The organism is Actinomycetospora sp. CA-084318 (assembly GCF_050955885.1).
GTDB lineage: Bacteria > Actinomycetota > Actinomycetes > Mycobacteriales > Pseudonocardiaceae > Actinomycetospora.
The window spans coordinates 2,368,426-2,389,524 of the sequence record NZ_CP192098.1 but is presented as its reverse complement, the minus strand read 5'-3'; the positions used below and the strand labels follow the sequence as shown (position 1 = coordinate 2,389,524).

At 74.2% G+C, this 21,099-nt stretch carries 20 protein-coding genes; 8 read left to right on the top strand and 12 right to left on the bottom strand.

Annotation, left to right across the window (positions count from 1 at the left end):
* The first annotated feature begins 7 nt into the window (after positions 1 to 7).
* Positions 8 to 1,018, top strand: coding sequence for a patatin-like phospholipase family protein (locus tag ACQPYX_RS11695; protein WP_433803079.1), 1,011 nt, complete (start codon positions 8 to 10; stop codon positions 1,016 to 1,018).
* 18 nt (positions 1,019 to 1,036) lie between these two features.
* Here the strand turns inward: ACQPYX_RS11695 and ACQPYX_RS11690 are convergent, their stop codons facing one another.
* Complete coding sequence (locus ACQPYX_RS11690; protein WP_433803078.1) at positions 1,037 to 1,732, bottom strand: maleylpyruvate isomerase N-terminal domain-containing protein; 696 nt, start codon at positions 1,730 to 1,732, stop codon at positions 1,037 to 1,039.
* 165 nt (positions 1,733 to 1,897) lie between these two features.
* Here ACQPYX_RS11690 and ACQPYX_RS11685 point away from each other — a divergent pair, with 165 nt between their 5' ends.
* The 3 genes from ACQPYX_RS11685 to ACQPYX_RS11675 are packed head-to-tail and all read left to right on the top strand — an operon-like array spanning position 1,898 to position 4,720.
* Positions 1,898 to 2,770, top strand: coding sequence for an STAS domain-containing protein (locus ACQPYX_RS11685; RefSeq protein ID WP_433803077.1), 873 nt, complete (start codon positions 1,898 to 1,900; stop codon positions 2,768 to 2,770).
* Positions 2,767 to 3,633: a hypothetical protein gene (locus ACQPYX_RS11680; protein ID WP_433803076.1), complete on the top strand. Its 867-nt coding sequence runs from the start codon at positions 2,767 to 2,769 to the stop codon at positions 3,631 to 3,633. The genes ACQPYX_RS11685 and ACQPYX_RS11680 overlap by 4 nt, the downstream gene beginning before the upstream one ends.
* 37 nt (positions 3,634 to 3,670) lie before the next feature.
* A complete protein-coding gene (locus ACQPYX_RS11675; RefSeq protein ID WP_433803075.1) occupies positions 3,671 to 4,720 on the top strand; it encodes a hypothetical protein in 1,050 nt (349 codons plus the stop codon).
* On the opposite strand, the gene ACQPYX_RS11670 is transcribed toward ACQPYX_RS11675, so the two are convergent.
* From ACQPYX_RS11670 to ACQPYX_RS11635, 8 genes are read right to left on the bottom strand one after another with little or no spacing between them, the layout of a single operon-like run.
* Positions 4,692 to 5,399, bottom strand: coding sequence for a hypothetical protein (locus ACQPYX_RS11670; RefSeq protein ID WP_433803074.1), 708 nt, complete (start codon positions 5,397 to 5,399; stop codon positions 4,692 to 4,694). The two genes, ACQPYX_RS11675 and ACQPYX_RS11670, sit on opposite strands and share 29 nt — an antisense overlap.
* The gene (locus tag ACQPYX_RS11665; protein ID WP_433803073.1) at positions 5,396 to 6,868 is read right to left on the bottom strand and encodes a polysaccharide biosynthesis tyrosine autokinase; all 1,473 of its coding nucleotides are present in this window, start codon (positions 6,866 to 6,868) and stop codon (positions 5,396 to 5,398) included. Before ACQPYX_RS11665 ends, ACQPYX_RS11670 begins: the two co-directional genes overlap by 4 nt.
* Complete coding sequence (locus ACQPYX_RS11660; RefSeq protein ID WP_433803072.1) at positions 6,865 to 8,301, bottom strand: O-antigen ligase family protein; 1,437 nt, start codon at positions 8,299 to 8,301, stop codon at positions 6,865 to 6,867. Before ACQPYX_RS11660 ends, ACQPYX_RS11665 begins: the two co-directional genes overlap by 4 nt.
* Positions 8,298 to 9,554 carry a hypothetical protein gene (locus tag ACQPYX_RS11655; protein WP_433803071.1) on the bottom strand — a complete coding sequence of 419 codons (1,257 nt, stop codon included), beginning with the start codon at positions 9,552 to 9,554 and terminating at the stop codon, positions 8,298 to 8,300. Before ACQPYX_RS11655 ends, ACQPYX_RS11660 begins: the two co-directional genes overlap by 4 nt.
* Before the next feature lie 2 nt (positions 9,555 to 9,556).
* On the bottom strand, positions 9,557 to 10,237 hold the full coding sequence (locus tag ACQPYX_RS11650; RefSeq protein WP_433803070.1) for an acyltransferase: 681 nt from the start codon (positions 10,235 to 10,237) through the stop codon (positions 9,557 to 9,559).
* On the bottom strand, positions 10,234 to 10,977 hold the full coding sequence (locus ACQPYX_RS11645; RefSeq protein ID WP_433803069.1) for a class I SAM-dependent methyltransferase: 744 nt from the start codon (positions 10,975 to 10,977) through the stop codon (positions 10,234 to 10,236). The genes ACQPYX_RS11650 and ACQPYX_RS11645 overlap by 4 nt, the downstream gene beginning before the upstream one ends.
* The gene (locus ACQPYX_RS11640; protein WP_433803068.1) at positions 10,970 to 12,121 is read right to left on the bottom strand and encodes a glycosyltransferase family 4 protein; all 1,152 of its coding nucleotides are present in this window, start codon (positions 12,119 to 12,121) and stop codon (positions 10,970 to 10,972) included. The genes ACQPYX_RS11645 and ACQPYX_RS11640 overlap by 8 nt, the downstream gene beginning before the upstream one ends.
* Complete coding sequence (locus ACQPYX_RS11635) at positions 12,118 to 13,461, bottom strand: WcaI family glycosyltransferase (protein WP_433803067.1); 1,344 nt, start codon at positions 13,459 to 13,461, stop codon at positions 12,118 to 12,120. Before ACQPYX_RS11635 ends, ACQPYX_RS11640 begins: the two co-directional genes overlap by 4 nt.
* A gap of 237 nt (positions 13,462 to 13,698) precedes the next feature.
* Here ACQPYX_RS11635 and ACQPYX_RS11630 point away from each other — a divergent pair, with 237 nt between their 5' ends.
* The gene (locus ACQPYX_RS11630; protein WP_433803066.1) at positions 13,699 to 15,846 is read left to right on the top strand and encodes a DUF222 domain-containing protein; all 2,148 of its coding nucleotides are present in this window, start codon (positions 13,699 to 13,701) and stop codon (positions 15,844 to 15,846) included.
* A 253-nt stretch (positions 15,847 to 16,099) separates the two neighbouring features.
* On the opposite strand, the gene ACQPYX_RS11625 is transcribed toward ACQPYX_RS11630, so the two are convergent.
* Entirely contained in the window at positions 16,100 to 16,795 is a 696-nt protein-coding gene (locus tag ACQPYX_RS11625; protein ID WP_433803065.1) for an HAD-IA family hydrolase, read from the bottom strand.
* Between the two features lie 80 nt (positions 16,796 to 16,875).
* On the opposite strand from ACQPYX_RS11625, the gene ACQPYX_RS11620 reads away from it, so the two are divergent.
* Positions 16,876 to 17,382: a TetR/AcrR family transcriptional regulator gene (locus tag ACQPYX_RS11620; protein ID WP_433803064.1), complete on the top strand. Its 507-nt coding sequence runs from the start codon at positions 16,876 to 16,878 to the stop codon at positions 17,380 to 17,382.
* 710 nt (positions 17,383 to 18,092) lie between these two features.
* Here the strand turns inward: ACQPYX_RS11620 and ACQPYX_RS11615 are convergent.
* Positions 18,093 to 19,253, bottom strand: a complete 1,161-nt coding sequence (locus ACQPYX_RS11615; protein ID WP_433803063.1) for a hypothetical protein — start codon at positions 19,251 to 19,253, stop codon at positions 18,093 to 18,095.
* A gap of 57 nt (positions 19,254 to 19,310) precedes the next feature.
* A complete protein-coding gene (locus ACQPYX_RS11610; RefSeq protein ID WP_433803062.1) occupies positions 19,311 to 20,138 on the bottom strand; it encodes a FadR/GntR family transcriptional regulator in 828 nt (275 codons plus the stop codon).
* A 173-nt stretch (positions 20,139 to 20,311) separates the two neighbouring features.
* Here ACQPYX_RS11610 and ACQPYX_RS11605 point away from each other — a divergent pair, with 173 nt between their 5' ends.
* Complete coding sequence (locus ACQPYX_RS11605) at positions 20,312 to 20,515, top strand: hypothetical protein (protein WP_433803061.1); 204 nt, start codon at positions 20,312 to 20,314, stop codon at positions 20,513 to 20,515.
* A gap of 87 nt (positions 20,516 to 20,602) precedes the next feature.
* A complete protein-coding gene (locus ACQPYX_RS11600) occupies positions 20,603 to 21,079 on the top strand; it encodes a nuclear transport factor 2 family protein (RefSeq protein ID WP_433803060.1) in 477 nt (158 codons plus the stop codon).
* Positions 21,080 to 21,099: the final 20 nt, after the last annotated feature.

Below are 21,099 nucleotides of genomic sequence, written 5' to 3'. Positions count from 1 at the left end.
CGGCGGGGTGCGGCGCGCGGATCTGGTGCTCGAGGGCGGTGGGGTCAAGGGGATCGGCCTGGCCGGGGCGGTCGCCGCGGTGACCGACGCCGGGTACACCCCGCAGCGCATCTCGGGGACCTCCGCCGGGGCGCTCGTCGGCGCGATCGCTGCGGCCGGCGCGCGCGGGGACCGGCTGGGCGAGATCACCCGGCGCCTGGACTTCCGTGCGGTCGCCGACCGCCACGGGATCGGGCGGCTGCCGCTGGTCGGGCCGGGCCTGTCGCTGCTCACCGGGGCGGGCCTCTACGAGGGCGGCTACCTGCTCGAGTGGATCACCACCGAGCTCGCGGCGCTCGGGGTGCACACGTGGGGCGACCTGCGGCTCGACGACCCGGCCCTGCCGCCCGAGCAGCGCTACCGCCTCGTCGTGACCTGCTCGGACCTCACGCTCGGCCAGCTCGTGCGCCTGCCGTGGGACTACCGCGGCGTGTACGGGCTGGACCCGGACACCCAACCGGTGGCGGAGGCGGTGCGGGCGTCGATGTCGATCCCGTTCCTGTTCCGGCCGACCACGCTGGTGCACGCCGACGGACTCCGATCGACCCTCGTCGACGGCGGGCTGCTCTCCAACTTCCCGATCGACTCGCTCGACCGCACCGACGGCGCGGCCCCCGCCTGGCCGACCTTCGGGGTCACGATCACCACCCGGCCCGGTCTCGGGGACCGGGTGGCGCTCTTCCGCCTCCCGCTCGACGGCTGGCCCCAGCCGACCGCGCTGCGCCTGCTCGAGCAGCTCCTGACGACGATGGTGGTCGGCCGCGACCAGGCCTACCTGAACCGGCCCTGGGTCGCGGCCCGCACCATCCACGTGGACGCCGGCACCGTGGGCCTGCTCGACTTCGGGATCAGCCGCGCCCGCACCGACGCCCTCTACCGGCGCGGCTACGACGCCGCGGCGGCGTTCCTCGCCGAGTTCGACTGGGACGCCTACCGCGAGCGGTTCCGCGGCGAGGTGCCTGCGGCCCGTGAGCAGTGAGGGTCGCTCCAGCGACCGTCAGTGCTCACCCGGCGAAGCCACCGGCTGGTCGTCGGTCCGCGGGCCGAACACGCACAGCGGCGCCAGCCACGGCTCCGGGTCGCCGTCCCAGTCCCAGGCGCGCATCTGATCGAGGCTGCGGCGGCTGAACACGCCGCGCAGGAACTCCCACGGCGTGATCGTCAGGGTGGCGGCGGGACCGTCCCCGGTGCCGCCGGAGTACTCCTTCTCCCCCACCCGCACGGTCAGCGTCCCCGGCACGTCGAGCCCCTTGACGCGGCCGCCGCACAGCAGCCCCGCGACCCCGACCCACTCCTGGGCCGGCGGCACGTCGTCGCCGAGGGCCTCGACCAGGTCGCCGTCGTGGACGAGGACGTCGGCGCACGCCGGCGGCGGGATCACGCGGTCGTTGAGGCCCGCGACCATCGGGTCCACCAGCGGCGCCCACTCCGCGAGCACGTCCTCGACCGGGACGCCGAGCCGCGCGTCGACCTGGCCGGCGGTCCACTCGTCGTCGGGCGGGCCGGTGAGTCGCCCGCCGAGGGCGTCCGCCGCGATCCCCGCGAGGTGGGAGACCACGGAGTGCACCGTCCAGCCGGGGCAGGCGGGCACGGCGGTGCCGAGGGCGTCGGGGTCGAGGGCGGCGAGCGAGCGCATCCGCGCGTCGACCCGGGCGTGGGCGTCGCGGTAGGCGTCACCGAGGAGGACCGGCATGCCGCAGGACCCTAGTCACTCGGCGTCACGACCTGTGCGTATCGGGTGAACATGCGCCGAAAGTCCTCCCTGACGGCGGATGGCGGGTGATGCTGATCGACGGCTGCGGTCGTCAGGCCGCGCCTCGGACGTCGGGGGACGGACCGACCGGGAGTCACGCACGCGATGACGGTGGACGCGGGACCGGCACGCGCTCACCTGCTGCAGGTCGCCGAGAGCGACCACGCGCAGCGGGTCGGCACCGCCGCCTGGCTCGACCGCGAGCTCGCCTTCGGGGCCAAGGTCTTCTACAAGGGCTGGCTGGGCGACGACGGGCGGATCGAGAAGCACTGGATCGCCGGGCCGCAGGCCTCGGTGCGGACGCGGCGGGCCCTGGAGACCGGGCAGCTGGAGTTCATGGACTTCCCGCGCCTGATCGACGTCGTCGGCGGCACGGCGGAGGGGCTGCACCGGGTGCAGTCCGAGGAGCTGCACCGCGCGCTCGACGAGGGCTGGACGTCGGTGGCGATGACCCAGGAGTCCTCGCGCCGCCCGCTGGTCGACGCCGACGAGGTCGCGGTCTTCGCGCAGCAGGAGGGCGGCTACGACGAGCTCGCCGACCACTTCCCGCTGCACGTGCTCTGCCAGCTGACCACCGCCGTGGAGAACGAGGTCCACGTCGTGCACTCGCTGGGCATCCACCACCGCGACGTGGTCGACGTCGGGTGGGGAGCCCGGGAGTCCTGCGGGCGCTGGCGGGTCTCCGGCGACCTCGACGCTTACGTGGCCCAGCGGTTCGGCGGCGCGCTCACCGGGGCGATGCGCCGGGTGCGGGAGGTCGCCGACCAGGGCACCGGCGCGAGCCCGGACCTGCACGTGGACCTCGCCGGGGTCGGGTTCGTCGACGTCGCGTGCGCCCAGCTGATGGTCCTGGCGGCCCGCTCGGCGCCGCCGGGCCAACGGCTCGTGCTGCACGAGCCACCGCGGCTGCTGCGTCGCCTGCTCGACGCCCTCGAGCGCCCCGGCACGATCGTCCTGGACGAGGGCGGGACCGCGTGAGGTCGGGCGGGCCCGGGCTGCTGCACGCGGCCGTCGTCGCCGAGGACCCCGAGGACCTCGTCCGGCTCTGCCTGCCCGCGCTCGACGCCGCCCTGGCCGCCCACGCCCCCGCCGAGATCGTGCTCGACCGCCGCGGCGCCCGCGCCTTCCGCGACACCCGACCCGACGCCCCGCTGCACCTGCCCGCCCCGGTCGACGTCGACCCGCTCGGGCTGGCGCACCGACTGGCCGACCACCCGCCCGGCGCCGTGGTGATCGGCCGGAGCTGCTCCGACCTCCCCGCCCCCGACCGCGCGCTCGCCGAGGACACGCTGACCCTGCTGCTCGCCGACCAAGAGCTGTCGGTGCTCTGCGTGTACGCGCCGGCCCAGGTCGAACTCGCCCGCCGCACCCACCCGTGGCTGCTCACCCCGGACGGCCCGGTGACCTCCCCCGACCACCGCCCACCGGCGGCGACGAGCCCGGTGCCGGCCGCGGTGCTCGGGCCGTCGGTGGACACGGTGGCCGTCCCCGACGGGGCGGCGCTCGCCGACCTGCGGGCGCGATTCGCGGCGGCGGTGCGCGAGGCCGGACTGGACGGCGAGCGCGCCGAGGCCGCCGTGCTCGCGGCGCACGAGGCGATGCTGCTGGCGTGCGGGGTCGACCTCGTCCCCGGGCCGGTCGACCTCCCGCCCGGCGAGCACACCCTCGACGTCCGGGTCAGCACCGAGGCCGTCGTCGCCGAGTGCCGCGGGGTCCCGGGCGGCGCCGGGGAGGCCGCGGACGACCCGCGCTTCGCCCACCTCACCCGCTTCTGCGACCACGCGACCGTGCACGACGACCGCCACGGCCGCACCGTCCGGGTCCTCACCGGCACCCGCTGATCTTCCGGCCCGGCCGGGCACCTGACACGATCGGGTGATGGGCGTGCGGGGCGGCCGGGTCGTGCTCGCGACGACGCTCCTCGGGCTCGCCGCCGCGGCCCTCGTCCTGCACGTCGACCCGCCGGCACACGCGGTCGCGCTCGACGCCGCGGTGGCGGTCGCACCCGACGCCCCGCCCCTGCCCGCCCCCGACATCGGCCCCGACGTGCGCGCCGACGCGTCCGCGCTGCTCGGCGGCGTCCCCTCCCCCGCCGAGCTCGCCGCGAGCACGTCGGTCGAGCTCGTCGGCGCCACGCTCGCCGTCCGCGCCCGTGCCGCGTCCGCCGAGGAGGCCGCGGTCGTCGCCCGCGCCCTCGCCACGGCCGCGTCCCGTCGGCTCATGCAGGCCACCGCCGCCGGCCGCCCGGCCAACCGACCCGCCGTCGTGATCGCGGCGGCCGAGCCGCGCCCGACCGGACCGGAGCCGCACCCCGGCCTCGTCCTCGCCGCCGGGGCACTGCTCGGGCTGCTGCCCGGCCTCGTCGCGCTGCGCCGTGGTCCCGACGACCGGTCGGACCGGCTGCCGCGGTCCGCGCGCGACCCGGTGGTGCTCACACCGGGAACCGGTCGTCGCCACGCCCGGCGGCGGGCGGCGGTCCGCGAGGTGGCCGGGTCGGTGTGCACGGGCCGGGTGATCGCCGTGGTCGACACCGTCGAGCGCTCCCCGGTGTCGGCGGCCGTCGAGATCGCCACCGCGCTCGCCGCCGACGGCGCCCGGGTGCTGCTCGTGGAGGCCGGGCCACGTTCGCCGTCGTCGCGGGTGCGCCGGGTCGCCGACCCCTCACCCGGTGTCCGCGAGGTGATCGCCGGGACGGCGGTGACCGACCGGGCGATCCGGCCGTGGGCGCGCGGCGGCCTCGACGTGCTGCCGACCGGGCGCACCGGTCCGCCCCTGGCCGACGACGACGTGGCCGCCGTGCTCGCCCCGCTGCTCGAGCGCTACGACCACGTCGTGCTCGACGCGCCCGGCCCGGCCGATCTGACCGTGACCGTGCACGGCTCGCGCGTGGACCAGCCCGTCAGCCGGCCCACGTCTCCGCGAACGTGACGTCCGCCGAGTCGTCGGCGTCCCGGTAGAACTCCCACACCGCGACGGTGCCGCTGCCGGTGCCGAACCGGGGGTCGCGGACCGTGGTCGTCGTGCCGTCGGGCAGTCGGAGGGTCACCGTGTCGCCGACGGTGACCACGTCGACCGGGCGCGGGGTGCCGTTCTGGGGCAGCGCGAGCCCGTAGTCCGCGCGGGCGATCTCCTCAACCTTCCCGCCGGCGAGGACCCCCGCGATCCAGCGGTCCGGGGTGAACACCATGTGCAGGTGGCCCTGCACCTGGTCGACGCTCGGGGCGCCGTTCCAGGCCACGAGCGCCGCGGAGCCCGAGGTGCTGCCCGGGCCGAAGGCGATCCGCGCCCCGATCCGGCGGACCGGCGCGCCGACCGGCTGCGTCAGGTACGCCGCCGACGCCGCCGGCGGCAGGTTGCCCACGAGCACCCCGCCCCGCAGCGAGGGCGGCACGGTCGAGTTCGAGAGCAGCGTCGTGAACGGCACGCCCTCGTCGCCCACCGCGGGGAGCGGCCCGTCGGGACGGCCGGTCCACCGGGTGTGGCGCAGCAGCGGGACGTCCGGGACCGTCCCGGCCGTCGGCACCACCGCTCCGGAGCCGCACCCGGCGAGCACCCCGAGCAGGGCCGCGCCGCCCAGCCCGAGGACGCCGCGCCGGGAGAGGCTCACCGCGCGGCCCGGTGCGCGCCGCCGCCCGACCGGCGGGCGGAGAAGAGCTCGAAGCTCGCGACCGACGCCGTCGGGCGGGGCTCCAGGCCGACCAGGGCGCTGCGCCGCGGGGCGGGGCCGTCGAGGATCGAGGTCGGTCCGCCCCAGCCGTCCACCTCCGACGGGGCCGCGGTGGGCACGCTCCGCGCCTCGCCGTCCCCGGTCAGCACCGTCCCGACGATCCGGGCGCCGACCGCCTGCAGGGCCTCGGCCGCGGCCGTGACGGCCTCGGCGGGGGTCGTGCCGGCCCGGCAGAGCAGCACCGCGCCGTCCGAGCCGGCGGCGAGCACGGCCGCGTCGGCGACCGGCCCGAGCGGCGGCGCGTCGACGAGGACGACGTCGTGCGTGGCGCGGAGCTGCTCGAGCACCGTGCCGAGCGCGCGGGAGGTGAGCAGGCCGGACGGGTCGGTCGGCACCTCGCCGCTGATCAGCACGTCCACGCCGGCATGGTGCTGCAGCGCCGACCCCAGGGCGCAGCGCCCGCGCAGCACGTCGGTGAGCCCGAGGTGGCCGCGGAGCCCGAGCCGCTCGCGCAGGACCGGCGTGCGCAGGTCGCCCTCGACCACGGCGACCCGACCCGTCGTCGCGAAGGCGTGCGCGAGGGCCTGCACCAGGCTGGTACGCCCCTCCCCCGCGACCGCGCTCGTCACCGTGATCACCCGGACCGCCCGGTCGACGTCCGCGAACGCCAGGTTCGTGCGGACCCGCCGCACGCCCTCCGCGTAGCCCCCCTCGGCGTCCGGGACGAAGGCGCCCCGCACGGTCGGGAGGCTGCCCAGCGACGGCGCCCCGGCGAGGCCCGCCAGCTCGGTCGGGCGGCGCAGGGAGCGGTCGGTGGCGGCGGCGGTCACGGCGGCGGCGATGCCGAGCAGCAGCCCGACCACGGCGCCGACGACGAGGTTGACCGACCAGCGCGGCGACACGGCCGTCGGATCGGCGACGGCGGCGTCCACGGTGGCCACGGTGACCGCGGGCGCCTCCCCGGCGCCGGCCGGTCGCTCGAGCTGGCCGACGACCTGGGCGAACCGGGCGGCGACCGCGTTGGCGAGGTCGGCCGCGAGCGGCGCCGAGTCCTCGGTGACGGTCACCTTCATGACCGTCGAGTCGGTGTCGGTGGTGACCGCGACGTGGTCGGCGAAGTCGGCCGTGCTGCCGGGGATGCCGGCGGCGTCCATGACCGGGCGCAGCACCCGCTCCGAGGTGAGGATCTCGGTGTAGGACTTCACGCGCTGCTGGGAGAGCAGGACGCCCTGGTAGGCGTTCTGCGCGCTCGTGTCGTCGACCGCGGAGACGTAGAGGCTCGCGGTGCCGGCGTAGGTCCGCGGCAGGAACGCGGTGACCCCGGCGGCGACGGCCAGCCCGACGGCGAGGCCGGCGACCAGCAGCAGCCAGCGGCGGCGGATCGCGGTGAGCAGGGCGACGAAGGTCATGACGGTTCTCCCGGGGAGCGCACGAGGGTCGGGGCGGGGGTCGCGGGCCGGGCGCCGACGGTCACGGCGAGCCCGGCCAGCAGGGCGAGGGGGACGTAGAGGTAGAGGTCGGCGATCTGGTTCTCGACGACGCCGACCACCAGCCAGGCGCCGAAGGCGACGACCAGGGCCCGGGCGAGCCCGGCGGCCGGGCCGCCGGCCCGGGCGATCGCGCCGCCGTCGGCGAGCGCGCCGACGGCGGTGGCCACGAAGCCGAGGAACAGCAGCGCCCCGCCGGACGCGCCGAGCTGCAGGTAGATGCTGTGGCCCTCGGTCATCACGTGCAGCCCGATGCCGCGCAGCGGCGAGTGCTCGATGTCGAGCAGGGCCTGGGCGTGGATGCGGGCTCGGATGGCGTCGGACTCCGCGGCGCTCTCCGCGCCGGTGAGCCGCAGCTCTCGCCCGAGCCGGTCGAGCATCGTCGGGAAGAAGGCCACGAGGAGCGTGCCCGCGCCGACCGCGGCCCCCGCGAGGGGCAGCAGCAGACGGCGGCCGAGGCGGTCGACGAGCAGGGCGACCCCGACGGCCCCGAGGGCGACGACCAGCCCGCCGCGGGACCCCGAGACGAACAGCCCGCCGCCCATCACCGCGGTCGCGCCCGCCCAGAGCAGGCGCTCCCGGCCGCGGGTGGAGAGCAGGAACCAGACGGCCACCGGCGCGGCGAGGCCGACCGAGAGGGCCAGGTGGTTGGGCTGCGCGGTCAGCCCCGCCTGCCGGCCGCCGACGTCGACGCTGATGAAGTGCGCGCTGATCGCGGTCAGCCCGGTCTCGTCGGCGAGGGCGACGGCCGCGTTCACGGCCGCCCCGAGCACCCACGCGGCGGTGAGGGTCCGGACGAGCCGCGTCCGGACGCCGGGTTCCCGCCCCGCGACGGCGAGGCAGACCGCGAGCGGCAGCGCGAGCGCCGGGACGATCCAGCGGACCCCGTTGAGCAGGTTGGCGATGCCGGGGCTCGGGATGGCGGCCGCGGTGGCCGCGTCGATCGGCACGCCGAAGCGGGCGCTGAGGTAGCCGCGGTCGATCGGGAACAGCACCGAGCACGCCACCACCAGCAGCAACGCCGTCGGGAGCGGCCACACCCACGCGGGCACCGCGAGCCGGGCGCCGGAGCCGATCGCGAGCAGGGCGAGCACCCCGAGCGCCGCCGCGAGGAACAGGTGGCCCAGCGGGAGGCCGAGCGAGACGCCGTTCCAGGTGGCGGTCGCGACGGCGAACGCGAGCAGCGTGACCCCGACGTCGCCCGCGCCGCGCAGCACCACGACGACGCCGACCACGACGACGGCCGCCAGCGCCGGCACGGTCAGGTCCACCCCGACCAGGCGGGTCGCGTCGAGCACCAGCGCGCCCGCGACGACGAGCGCGACGAGGCCGCCGAGGACCAGAGTGCGGTTCACGCCGGCACCTCGGCCGTCCCGACGACGCGTGCGGGTCGCGGACCCGTCGTCGCGAACGCGGCGGCGCCCAGCGCGACGAGCGACGAGGCCGTGAGCCCCCACGCGAGTCCCGTGACCCCGGAGCCGGCCGCGCCCCCGACGACGAGGCCGGCTCCGGCACCGGCGAGCATCCCGGCGGCCGTGACCACCTGGAGCCCGAACAGGGAGCGTGCGCGGCGCTCCCCGCGGATCTGGGCGAGGAAGGGCACCGCGAGGGCGGCGAGCGCCGTCTGCAGCACGATCGGCACGACGAGCCCCGCGTGGCCGACGTACTGCGGGAACAGCGCGCCCATCAGGACGTCCCGCAGCGGGATGGCGGCGAGCAGCACCACCGCGAGTGCCCCGGCGCCGGCGAGGGCGACCCGCCGGGCGCGGAGCAGACCCGTGCGGTCCCCGGCGGCGGCGAGGCGCGCCATCACCGGGGTCGCGAGGACCAGCAGCGCCGCCAGCACCGTCACCGGCGGCTGGAACACCAGCAGCTGCACGGCGCGCAGGCCCGCCACGTCGTCGGCCACGAGCACCGCGCCCGCCACGAGCAGCACCAGGTAGATCTGGGCCTGCCCGAGCACCGAGGTGAGCGTGAACCAGCCGGCGAGGTAGCGGGACTCCGCGAACCACCGCTCCGGCGGGCCGACCCGGCGCGCCTCCGGCGTCACCGCCACGACCACGCCGAGCGCGATCAGGGCTCCGATCCCCCACGCGGCCGCGACCGACGCGACCGACAGCGCCCCGCCGGTCGTGAGGAAGACACCGAGGACGAGGCCCTGGGCGAGCAGCCAGACGACGTCGACGACGAGCGCCCGGTGGGTGTCGGCGCGGGCGAGCAGGACGTACCGGCCCGCGTCGACCACCAGGGCACCCGGCACCCACACCGCGAGGGCGAGCAGGGCGTCCCCGACGGGTCCGTCCCAGGCGAGCCCGCCGACCACGCACACCGCGAGGCCGCCGGCGCCGAGCACCGCCGCGGCCGCGAGGGCCGAGGCTCCCAGCGATGGGCGCCGCGCCGCGTCCACCGTCGGGAGGTGCGCGAGCAGCGGCTCCCCGATCACCGCGCGGGCCGCCGCGCTGAGCACCGTCACCACCGCGTACGCCGCGACGAACGCCCCGAACGCCTCCGGCGCCAGGACCGCCGACGCGACGAAGGCGGTGAGGTAGTTGCTCGCCGAGCTGACGAGCTGGTCCGCGATCCCGACGACCGCCCTCCCCCCGCGCATCGTCAGGCGATCTCGGACGTGGTGCGGTGCAGGAAGGGCATGTCCGGGTCGAGCGCCCGCGCGGGGCGGGCCGGCGACCCGGCGTAGACCTGGTGCTCGAGGCGCAGCGCCTTCGTCACCGTCGAGCCGGCGGCGACGATGCTGCGGGCGGGCACGACGGCGCCGGGCAGCAGCAGGCAGTGCGTGGAGACCATGGCGTAGTCGCCGAGCCGGATCGGCCGGGCGTCCTGGACCATGTTCGCCACGTCCACGGCGTGGGTCTGCACGATCGAGCCGAAGCCCGCGATCGCCGCGTAGTCGCCGAGCTCGACGAGGTCGCAGGCGTCGATGAAGTGCAGCGCCGAGATCATCGCGTGGTCGCCCAGCACGAGTTCCGGACGACGACCCTCGAGCCCGGCGAAGTAGCCGGTCGAGCGGCGGACGGCGTTGACCCAGACCAGCATGAGGATCACGGCGCCGGTGCCCATCGACACGCGCTCGCAGCCGCGGATGGCCACCAGGTGGCCGATCCGGGCGCCCTCGCCCATGACGAGGTGGTCGACGTCGACGAACGAGTGCCCGATCGACGCGGTGGGAGCCAGCTCGTGGCCGAGCAGGCGGGTGTGGACGAAGCGGCGCAGTCGGCGCGGGGCGACGACGGCGGCCGCGGCGGCCAGGGTGCGCAGGGTGCGGTGGGTGATCATGCCGCGACCCCGATCCAGGGCTGGTCCACCGCGAGGTCCTTGCGGACGGTGAAGCCGAAGATGTTGCCCTGGCTGCGGGCGAGGGTGTTGAGCCCGCCGTTGAGCAGGCCGATCACGCGGTCCCGGCCGCCGATGGCCGAGCGCACGCCCGGCGTCAGGGCGCGGTCGGAACCGATCAGCCAGCGGGAGTGGAACTCGATCGGCACGACCCGGCCCGGGTCGAAGCTGGCCACCGTCTTGCGGACCTCGTGGCGGGTCCAGCGGTAGACGTGGTTCGGGACGCCGCTGCCGTCGACACCCCCCGTGGTGCCGCCACCGTCGGCGACCGCGTCGTGCTCGTAGACCCCGGCGAGGCCGAGCGAGCAGGCGAGGCGCATGAGCGGCGAGTCCTGGTTCTCCACCGCGACCACGGTCTGGCGGGCGATCCGGTACATCTCGTGCAGCGCCTGGTGCGGCCGCGAGCAGTGGTGCAGCCCGGCGTGCCCGATGACGTGGTCGAAGCTCGCGTCGGCGTAGGGCATCGCGTGGGCGTCGCCCGCGGTGGCCCGGCGCAGCCGCGAGGACGGCGAGTCGGGCGCGAGGTTGGAGAACGTGCAGTTCGTCAGGCCCACCCGCGCGGTGACGTCCTCGTCGAACGCCCCGGCGAACTGGACGAGGATCGCGTCGTCGCGGCCGAGGACGCCGCGGTCGAGCAGGTCGGTCAGGATCGCGGCGTAGGTGCCGCCGCCGGCTTCAGCCATGGCTGGTCTCCCGGTAGAGGTCGGTGAGGGTCGAGACCCAGGCGCGGGTGGAGAAGTGCTGGTCGTAGGTCGCGCGAGCCCGACGGCCGAGGGCCGCGCGGTCGCGCTGGACGTCCTTGAGGGCGACGCCGAGCTCGTGCGCGTCGCCCGGGGGGACGACGACGCCGGTGCCGTGCCGGGCGACGTCGTCGGCCGCGCCGTTGCCCGCGTAGGCCACGACGGGCACGCCGGAGGCCAGGGCCTCGACGTAGGTCAACGGCGGCCCGGCCTCCGCCCAGAGGCTCGGCACGACGAGGCCGGTGTAGCCGGCGAGCCGGGCGCGCACCTGGCCGTTGCCCGTGCCGCCGAGGAAGCGGACGTTCGGCCGGTCCGCGTGGCGGGCCTCGAGCTCCTGCTGCTGGTCACCGGTGCCGATGACGTCGATCGGCAGGTGCGCGGGCCACGCGTCGAGCAGGGCACCGACGCCCTTCTCCGCGGAGAGCCGGCCGACGAACAGCCACCGGGGGTCGTGCACGTGGTCGGTGTGGTCGGGCGTCTGCTCGACGTCGGCCACCGCGTTCGGGACGACGACGACCTTGTCCCGGCTCACGCCGGCGGCGAGGTACTCGTCGGCGGCGCGTTGCGAGATGGTGATCAGCCGGTCGGCCCGCTTGATCACCGGGTGGTTGACGGCGCCGCCACGGGTGGCCACCGCGAGCGGGAGGGTGGCCAGCCGGGAGTGCTGGAAGCAGCGGTGGGTCACGGCGGCCCGCGGGGTGTGGACGCAGTCGGTGCACCGCTTGCCGTCGCGCAGCAGGGTGCCGGCGGGGCAGATCGGCCGGAAGTTGTGCAGCGTCGCGACCAGCGGCCCTTCCCACCGGGCGAGCCAGCGGGTGCCGAAGTTCGGGAAGAGGTTGTGCACGTGGACCACGTCCGGCCGGATGCGGTGCAGCATCTCGGTCGGGTCGGGGCCGATCCCGGTCGCGACGGTCGCGGCGGCCTCGAGCGGGTAGGTCCGACGCTGCCGGCGGAGGTCGTTGTGCTGGGCGACGACCACGACCTCGTGGCCCGCGTCCTGCAGCGCCTGCACCTGGGCGTCGACCACCACGTTCTCGCCGGAGGGCACCTCGGTGTGGTGGTAGCTGTGGACGAGCGCGATCCTCACGCCGGTTCCACCCAGGAGTTCGGCAGGCGTCGCGACCCGTTGTCGAGGACGCCGATGTCGACGGTGTCGGCCGGGCGCGGCTCGTGACCCGGGCGGCGGCGGGCGGCCGCGAGGCCCTCGACCCAGGCGACGTAGGCCTCGCGGGCGGCGTCGACGTGCAGCACGTCGTGGGCGAAGAGCTGGCCACGCAGACCCATGGCCTCCGACTCCCCCGGCTCCAGGCGGGTGTCGACGATCGCGTCGAGCAGGGCCCGCGGCGCACCCGGGGCCACGACGACGCCGGCGCGCGAGGCGGCGATCTCGGCGCTCGCGGCGGAGAGCGCGTTGGTGGCCGCGACGACCGGGCGCCCCGCGGCGAAGTAGGAGGTCAGCTTGCTGGGGACGCACATCTCGGCGACCCCGGCCTGCTCGTTGAGCACGAGGACGTCGGCGGCGGCGAGGGCGTCGGTGAAGCGCTCGGTGGGCAGCGGGTCGAGGAACTGGACGCGGCGGACGCCCCGCGCGAGGGCGCGCAGGTGGTCGCGGCGGCTGCCGTGGCCGAGGAGGACGAACCGGACCGGACACCCGTCGGCGTCCGCCTGGCGGGCGGCCTCGACGACGTTCTCCAGACCCTGCTTGGCGCCCATGTTGCCCGCGTGCAGGGCGATGACCTCGTCGTCGCGCCACCCGAGCTCGCGGCGGACCGCGGCGATGTCGGCGGGACGCCGGGTGACGGTCGGGACGTGGGTCCAGTTGCGGATCGTCGTGATGCGCTCCTCGTCGACCCCCATGGCGGCGAGCGACGAGCGGAACCGGCCGTGGATGGCGACGACCCCGTCGGCGCGACCGAGCAGCCGGCGCTCGAGCGCGGCGGCTCCCGCGGCGGCACGGCCGGAGCCGATGCCGGTCTCGGCGAGGGCGTGGCCGTAGAGGTCCTGCGGGACGACGCCGACGGCGGTCCGGCCCGGACGGCGCAGCGTCGCGGCGGCGGCGACCGTGAGCAGCGCGGGGCTGACGACGACGACGACGTCGGGGCGCGGCCCGGAGGCGACGACCCGTGCGGCGCGGGTGGCGAAGGTCGCCTCCATCGCGACGCGACCGGGCCCGACCGGGTTCGTCGGCACGGGGTGCGCGACGCGGGTGATGCGGACGCCGCCGTCACGCTCCTCGAGCCGGCGGCCCGTGTAGCCCGGCTCGACCTGCCAGCGTGGGTAGTGCGGGAGGCCGGTGACGACGTGGACGTCGTGGCCCGCCTCGGCCAGGAACCGGGCGAGGCCGGCCGTGTACGGGGCGATGCCCGTGGGTTCCGGGGCGTAGTTCAGCCCCATGACGGTGACCCGTAGCCGCGACTGCGGGGACATCCTTCACCTCCGTCGGAGTCGATCCACCAACTGGCGTGCACGGGCGTGCACGGACGTGCGCTGGATCGCTGGTCCCCGACAGACAGCAACCGTGTGGAACCACCGTTCGGAGGTTCACGCTGCCCCGTTCGGGGTAGCTCACGCCGGAGGAACGCTGATGCAGTGACTCCGTGACGCCGGAACTCGGAGAAAGTTGAAGAACTACTGGTCGTCACCGGAGAGCTACGCACCGATCGGGTGACGGAGGTCACGGGGCGTGATTGCTCCGGATGGGTACTGGATCTTCTCGAACTGGTGTTCGATCATAGGGGTATGGCGATCGAGGCAGGGTGGGACCCCGAGGCGGGGTCGCCGCTGCCTACGCCGCCGCCGTGGGAACCGGAGGAGCCGGCGTGGGTGCCGCCCTCGGCGGAGGACGTCGCCCGCTGGGAGGCCGAGAACGTCGCCGTCCTGCGGGACGCGGTGTTCCCGTGGGCTGAGTACGAGCACGAGGAACCCGCTGCCCCGGCCGCTGAGCCCGGGTGGGCGGTGCCCGGGGTGTCCTCCGACGCGGAGCAGTCGGGCGACGACGGCCTGTCGCCCGAGTCCGCCGGTCTGTTGGCCGAGGCGGCTGCCGCGGTGCGTGCGCAACGCCTGGCCGGAGCGCGGGTCTATCGGTCGCTACGGGCGCTGCGCCGTTCCGAGGTGCTGGCCGAGACCGGCTACCGGCGGATGAGCCGGCTGCTCGAGGACCACCTGCGGCTCGACCCGAAGACCGTCACCTACTTGGAGCGGCAGGCGGACGCGCTGTCCGAGTCGGTCATTCCGACCGGTGCCACCACTCCCGCCGATCTGCCTGCCACCGCGGGGGTGGTGGATGACGGGTTGGTGGACGAGCACCACGTCGAGATCATCCGCAAGACGATGGAACGTCTCGGCAAGGTCCCCGACCTCGAAGACTCGGTGCGCGCGGTCGCCGAGGAGCAGCTGGCTGGGTTGGCGGCGACGTTGTCGCCGAAGGGGTTGGCGTCGGCGGCGCGGGCGATCGCGGACCGGCTCGACCCCGACGGCGCCGCCCCGAAGGACGACAACGCCGCCGGGAACGAGTTGCACTACACGAAGCGGCGCAACGGGGACCTGCACGCCAAGCTGATCCTGCGGGAGTCGACGGCGGCGGCGTTGTTCGAGGACGCCATCCGGGCCGCCACCCCCGCCCCCGCCTCGTCGGTGGTCGCCGACCCGGAGACCGGCGCGGCGCCGGTGTCCGACGACGGGGCGCGGGGGCAGGACCCGCGCGACGAGGCCGACCGCTCCAAGCCGTCCCGCCAAGCCTCCGGGCTACTGGACCTGATCGCCGCCAGCCATCACGCCGGGCTGAACGAGCCCGAGCACCCGGGTGCGGTGCCGTTCCCCGACCTCGACCGTGACTTCGACACCACCGCCTGGCCCCCCGACCCCACCGACCCGGCCGAGGACACCGTCCCCGCTCACCCTGACGACGAGGCCGACCCGGCCGAGTCGGCCGACGAGGCCGACCCTGCCGATCCGGCCGAGGCTGGTGAGCACGGGACTGGCCCCGGGGGCCATGCCGGAACCGATGCCAATGGCACCGGTTCCCGGGATGCCGGAGAACCCGGGGCGGATGCCGCCGGCGAGCAGCGGCCCGACGAGCACGGGACCGACGAGCACGGGGCCGACCCCGGGAACCACGCCGGAACCGGTGCCGCCGGCACCGGTCCCGGCGATGCGGCCGAGCCGGAGCCCGAGCCTCCGCTGTTCGGCCCCGGACCACCAGACCCCGGTCCCGACGCTGACGCTGATCCCGAGCGGGAGGCCGAGCCGCCGCCGCGTCGCCCGTGGACACCCCCGGACTTCGACGCCATGGCCCTACCCGGCCGCGAACGGGTCACCCTCACCGTCACACTCGACTACGAGACGCTGCGCCAACAACTCGGCGACACCAGCACAGCGCTGGCACTGCTCGGGGACTCCACCTGGATCCGCCCCGAGACCGCGCGACGGTTGGCGTGCGACGCCGACCTCATCCCCATGGTCCTCGGCTCCAAAGGCGAGGTCCTCGACGTCGGCCGCAAAACCAGGGCCATCCCCACCGCCACCGGCCGCGCCGTCGTCCGACGCGACCGGCACTGCGCCTTCCCCGGCTGCGCCAAGAAAGCCCGGCACTCCGAAATCCACCACATCATCCACTGGGCCCACGGCGGCCACACCGAACCCGACAACCTCGTCTGCCTCTGCCGATACCACCACGACCTCGTCCACCACGGCGGCTGGCAGGTCCACATGCTCGACCACCTGCCCTGGTTCACCCCACCCCAGTGGCTCGACCCCACCCGACAACCCAGACACAACCGCCCCTGGCAGACCGGGACCGACCTTTCGGCGTGAAAGCCCCACGAAAGGCGGGACCGGTGTGATCGGACGCGTGAGCCGCCCGCGCCGACGCACCGCCCCGCCGGGGGGAGGGGGCGGTCGGGCGCCGGGGCCACACCGCGCGGCGACGGTGGTGCTGGGCACCGCCGTCGTCGCAGCGGTCGGGTGGCTCGCAGCGCCGTGGATCGCGATGGCGCAGCACGGCACCGTGGACCAGCAGCACGTGCGGTCGTGGGTGGAGGAGCCGGACCCGCCGCCGGCGATCCCGTTACCCCGCCGCCCGACGGTCCTGGACCAGGTCCGCGCCCTCTAGCTCGGCGAGCGAGTGGACGTGCAGGTCGGGTCGGGTGACGACCGACGCCGTCGGGGTCGCGCCCGCGCCGACCTGTCCGTGCCGGCGCTCGATCCAGCAGGTCCGCAGGCCGAGGGCGTGTGCGGCGCCGATGTCGTGGTACTGACTCTGCGCCACGTGGAGCACCTCGTCCCGCTGGATCCCGACGGCCGCGAGCTTGGCCAGAGCCGCCTCGAACATCCGCGGGTCCGGCTTGTTCACGCCGACCTCGTCCACCGTCACGACGTCGTGGAACGGGTGCCCGAGCGCCGGCCCCCACGCCTCGACCGCCGCGCGGTCCGCGTTCGTCAGCGCGACCAGGACGAACCGGTCCCGCCACCGAGCCAGTACCTCCGCCACGTCCGGGAACGCCGGCCACGACCCGAGCGACTGCCGGAGGGGCGACGGCACCTCCCCCAGCTCAGGGATGTCGAGGTCGACGGCGAGGCGCGTCGAGATCGGGTCGAGCATCGCGGGGAACGGCAGCTCGGGCGTGCGCTGCTGCTGGACGGCCTCGGCCGCGCCGAACGCCGCCAGCACCGCACCGTCGTCGGGAAGGGCGGAGAACTCACGCACGCACCGCAGGATCCCCGTCTCGAAGTCGATCAACGTCCCGACGACGTCGAACGTCATGGCCCGGATCATGCCCACCTCCAGCTATACCGAACGGTTTAGCCGAGACGGTGCCCCACCGGTCGGTATACCGTCAAGCCGTGACCACACCCGCCGGGCAGCGCATCCTCGAGCACGCCTCGGCACTCTTCTACGCCCACGGGATCACCGCCGTGGGCGTCGCGGGCATCGCCGAGGCCGCCGGCGTCACGAAGAAGACGCTGTACGACTGCTTCGGCTCGAAAGCCGCCCTGATCACTGCCTACCTGCAGCGTCGCCACGACCAGTGGTGGGCCGAGCTGCAGGAGCGCCTCGCCACGAATCCGGAGATCGACACGGTCTTCGACACGTACCTGGCGCACTCCCAGTTCGACACGGAGCTCGGCTGCGGATTCCAACGCGCCGCGGCGGAGCTTCCCCGCGATCACCCCGGCTTCGCCGTCATCCGCAAGCACAAGCAGTCCGTTCGCGACGAACTCGAACGCCTCACCGGCGACCCCGACCGAGTGGACTACCTGTTCCTGCTCCTCGAGGGAGCGGTCGCGCGCCGCGCGGTGGAGGGGACCACCGAGGCCCTGGAGCGGGCCCGCGACCTTGCTGCACGTTAGGTACGAGAACCGGCGGCGACCCGACCTCGCGCGGTACCGGCCGGAGCATCGTCGTAGCGAACGGTGGCCGAGGTACTCGTTCCCTCCACTGGCAGGGAGCAGTCATTCGCCCGACAGCTGACAGGACCGGCTCTCCTCCGAAGCGCAACCCTCTCGCGTCGGCGTGTCCTTGGAGACCCGGCGGAAGCGCACGGACGCCGAGCGGTACGTTGCGCAGCAAGATTCGGGCCGCCGTGCCGTGATCGCGGCATAACGGACGAATCCCAGGGTCGACGCCACACGATTGGGCGACCTCCCGACCACGGCGTCACCAACACGAGTTCCTACGGTCCCTATCGGGGCAGTGCACTCGAGTACTTTCCACAACCGAAGACATCGCCGCTGAGAACGATCAAATAGTGCACACGTGCAGCCTCGTGCGCCGAGGCACGTAGCGATGCTGAAACAGGGGGCTCTAGAAAGTGGAGATTTCGCAGGGACGCGGCTCGCGGCGCGTCATGCCGACGGTGCTGGGAGGCGGCAACCAAGTGCCCTCCGTGTATGCGAACAACTATAGCGCACATCCCGCCGTCCGCGACCGCGACCGCGATGGATTCCCGGCGACGAACTGCCCCGGCGGTGGACTCTCTCCGTACCCCTCCGTGTCGACGCCCGTCCCGAGCATCGACGACAATAGCGTTACTCGTGCGCCAGGCGGAGGGCTCTGACTCTCACGTACGGCGAGTCGGTCGCCAGAAGAGAGTCATGCCGTGACCAGGGACGAGCCAGGCCTGTAGATCAACACTGGCAACTCCGTCGGAGGTGAACCACGGCGCCGGCGCGCTCCGCACCTCCGTGGCGAACGGCTTGACGTTGAAACGTAGCTCCTCCCCACCCGGTAGATCGAAGCCCCTCGTATCGAAGCTCATGCGCTCGACGAAGCAGGGGTACGGAGCCTGCCACCAGCAGAAGCCGTCGTCGATGTGCTGGAGCGTCGTCGAACACAGGGTCAGACGCTGGATGGCACCCACGTCGGCCGGGCGTCGAGCCAAGCCGTGGAGATCGATCTCGAAGATGCGGAGCCGGTCCATCCAGAGCGCTTGATCGAAAGCTCCACCGGCGCCGAAGAAGGCCAGGTAGCCACCCCAGTCCCTCACCCTGACCTCGCGTAGATGCTTTCCGGGATGTCGCGCCTCGACGACCTCGGTTCTCCCGGCACCATCCGCATGTTCGACGCCCACGAGCACAGAATCGCGCAGACTCTCGACCGAGTCCTCGAACAGGGACTTCGTCTCGTCCTCCCGCACGAACCACATCTCGAAGAGGGGAAATCGGCACCCCTTGACGATCATGTCCCGCAGCGTCTCGTCCGAGGTCGCGAAAATGACGAGATTGCGCGTGGGAACGCGCTTGCGGAACGTGTACTTGGTTTCCATCACGAGGTGGTAATTGGCCTCATCCAACCTCGTCAGCCTGTAGTCGATCTCGGTGTGCTCGCTGATGGTGAGATCGCCGCCGTCGCCTGCTCGACCCTCTCCGCCGAGCAGGGCGGTCAGGAGAGCCTGGTTGTACGGCGACGGGCCGTAGACACGATCCAGGAGCCGCTCGGCCACGCGGCCCGGCGGGAGGACCTCGACGACACCGCGCTCGACGACCTCGTTGACGTACTCCACGTGTCCGAGGAGTTCTCGTCGCACGACCGCGATCACGACGACCGCCGCGACGGCCAGGGATCCGACGAGCACGAGGATGCCGCCGAGCAGGAACGACTTGTCCGTCGACGTCAGCACGACGACGAGAAGACCGGCGAGCGCGACCAGCGCGCCGCCCGCAGCCCAGCGTCCGAGTGGCAGACGACCGAGGTCGCTGCGCCGAACGTTCCCCCCGTTCACTCCCACATCTTGTGTGGCGATCGTGGCGTGAGACAACCACTGTGACGGGTCGGATGGTCAGGAACCGTCGGGCGGGTCCTCGAACATCGGGCTGTCCCGGATCTCGATGTAGGTCGACACGGTTGCCGGCGCGCGCTTCTCGGACGCCACGTCGACCTGGCGTCGGATGCCGGAGTAGAGCCCGAGGAGGTGGGTCGCCATGGCCATCCGGGCGCCGATCTCGTCCCCCCGGCGGATCTGGACCGCCACCTGGACGTGGTCGAGGGCGGAACGGTCGTGCACCTCGGCACTGGTGAAGCTGTGCTCACGCCACTCGGCGACCAGCGGAGTGAGCATGCCGTAGAGGCTCTTCAGGTACTCGTTCCCCGAGGCCTCCACGATCGCACCGTGGAACTCCTCGTCGGCCTTGAGCATGGCCGCACTGTCACCGGGGTCCGCGGCCTGGTCGATCCTGCTGAGCTTCACGATGTCGTCGCGCTGGCCGGCTGACGCCCGCGCGGCCGCGAGTCCCGCCGCCGCACCCTCGAGGGCGATCCGGACCTCCATGACGTCACGGACGTCGAACTCCCGCGCCGCCATGCGCTCCTGCATGACCTCGGCGGTCGTGCGGGAGGGCGTCGCGGACACGAACCAGCCACGGCCGCGGTTGACCTCCACCACGCCCTGGGCCTGGAGGCGCTGCAGACCCGAGCGCACCGAGCTCCGCGCCACCCCGAAGCGCCGCGCGAGCTCCGGCTCGGTGATCAGCTTCTCGCCGGGCGCGAGAATCCCCTCGCGCACCAGCTCGAGGATGCGATCGGCGACGAGGTCCGGGATCGGCTTGCGCGTGTCGGGCAGGGACCAGCGCTCACCGTCGGACCTGTCGTCCTGACCATCCGCACTCATACCGACCTCGCGAACTCCGGCGGCTCCGTCGTGCCGCCGAGCGACGTCGGACGACGGACACCTCAACGTAGCACGGGCACACAAGACATGTCGGACAGGAGAAGGGCGTTGACAGACAACTGCTGTCTTCTCATGCTGAGAGACATCAGACAACGCGATATCGGGGGAACACCATGAGCAGCATCCCTGCCGGTCAGCTCGTCCTCGTCCTCGCCCTCGGCTTCTTCCTCGTCATCATCTTCTGGCGCGTCGCCATCCCCATCATCATGGCCCTCGTGCTGGCCAAGCTGGTCGTGTCGATCGCCGCGATGGCCCAGACGCTCCCGCTCCAGCCGGCGACGTCCGCCCTGGCGGCCGTGGCCCCGCTCCTCCACTGAGGTTGTCGGACAACCGACCGGCGGGTCGTCCCGCTCCGGCGAACCCGGCCCTGGTCCGATCGCCAGGGAGGCGCCAGGCTCCGACCCATGCTCACCGCGGAGCACATGGCAGGCCTGATCCGGCGCTACTTCGACGGCTGCAACGACGCCGACGTCGAGGGGATGATCGCCTGCTTCACCCCTGACGCCGTGCACTACTTCCCACCCGGGATGTACGGCGGCGCCTGGCGCGGGGCGCGCACGATCGCGGAGAACTGGGCGCACCGGGTCGCGACCCTGGGCTCGGCGTGGACCGTCGACCGCCTCCTCGCCGACCCGACCAGCGCGCAGGCCGTGATCGAGTGGAGCCACTTCAAGACCGCCGAGGGCACGATCCTGCGCGGCGACGAGTGGTACGTGTTCGACGAGGAGTCCGGCCTGATCGCGGAGATCCGCGCCTACTACGCCTCCCCCGTCGACCCGGCGCGCACCGAGCTCGCCCTCGACGGCTTCGACTACGCGGGCCGCGGCTACCCGCTCACCTGCCCGGTGCCGCGACCGCACACGAGCCAGTCGTCCACCTGAGGTTGACGACGGCCGAAACG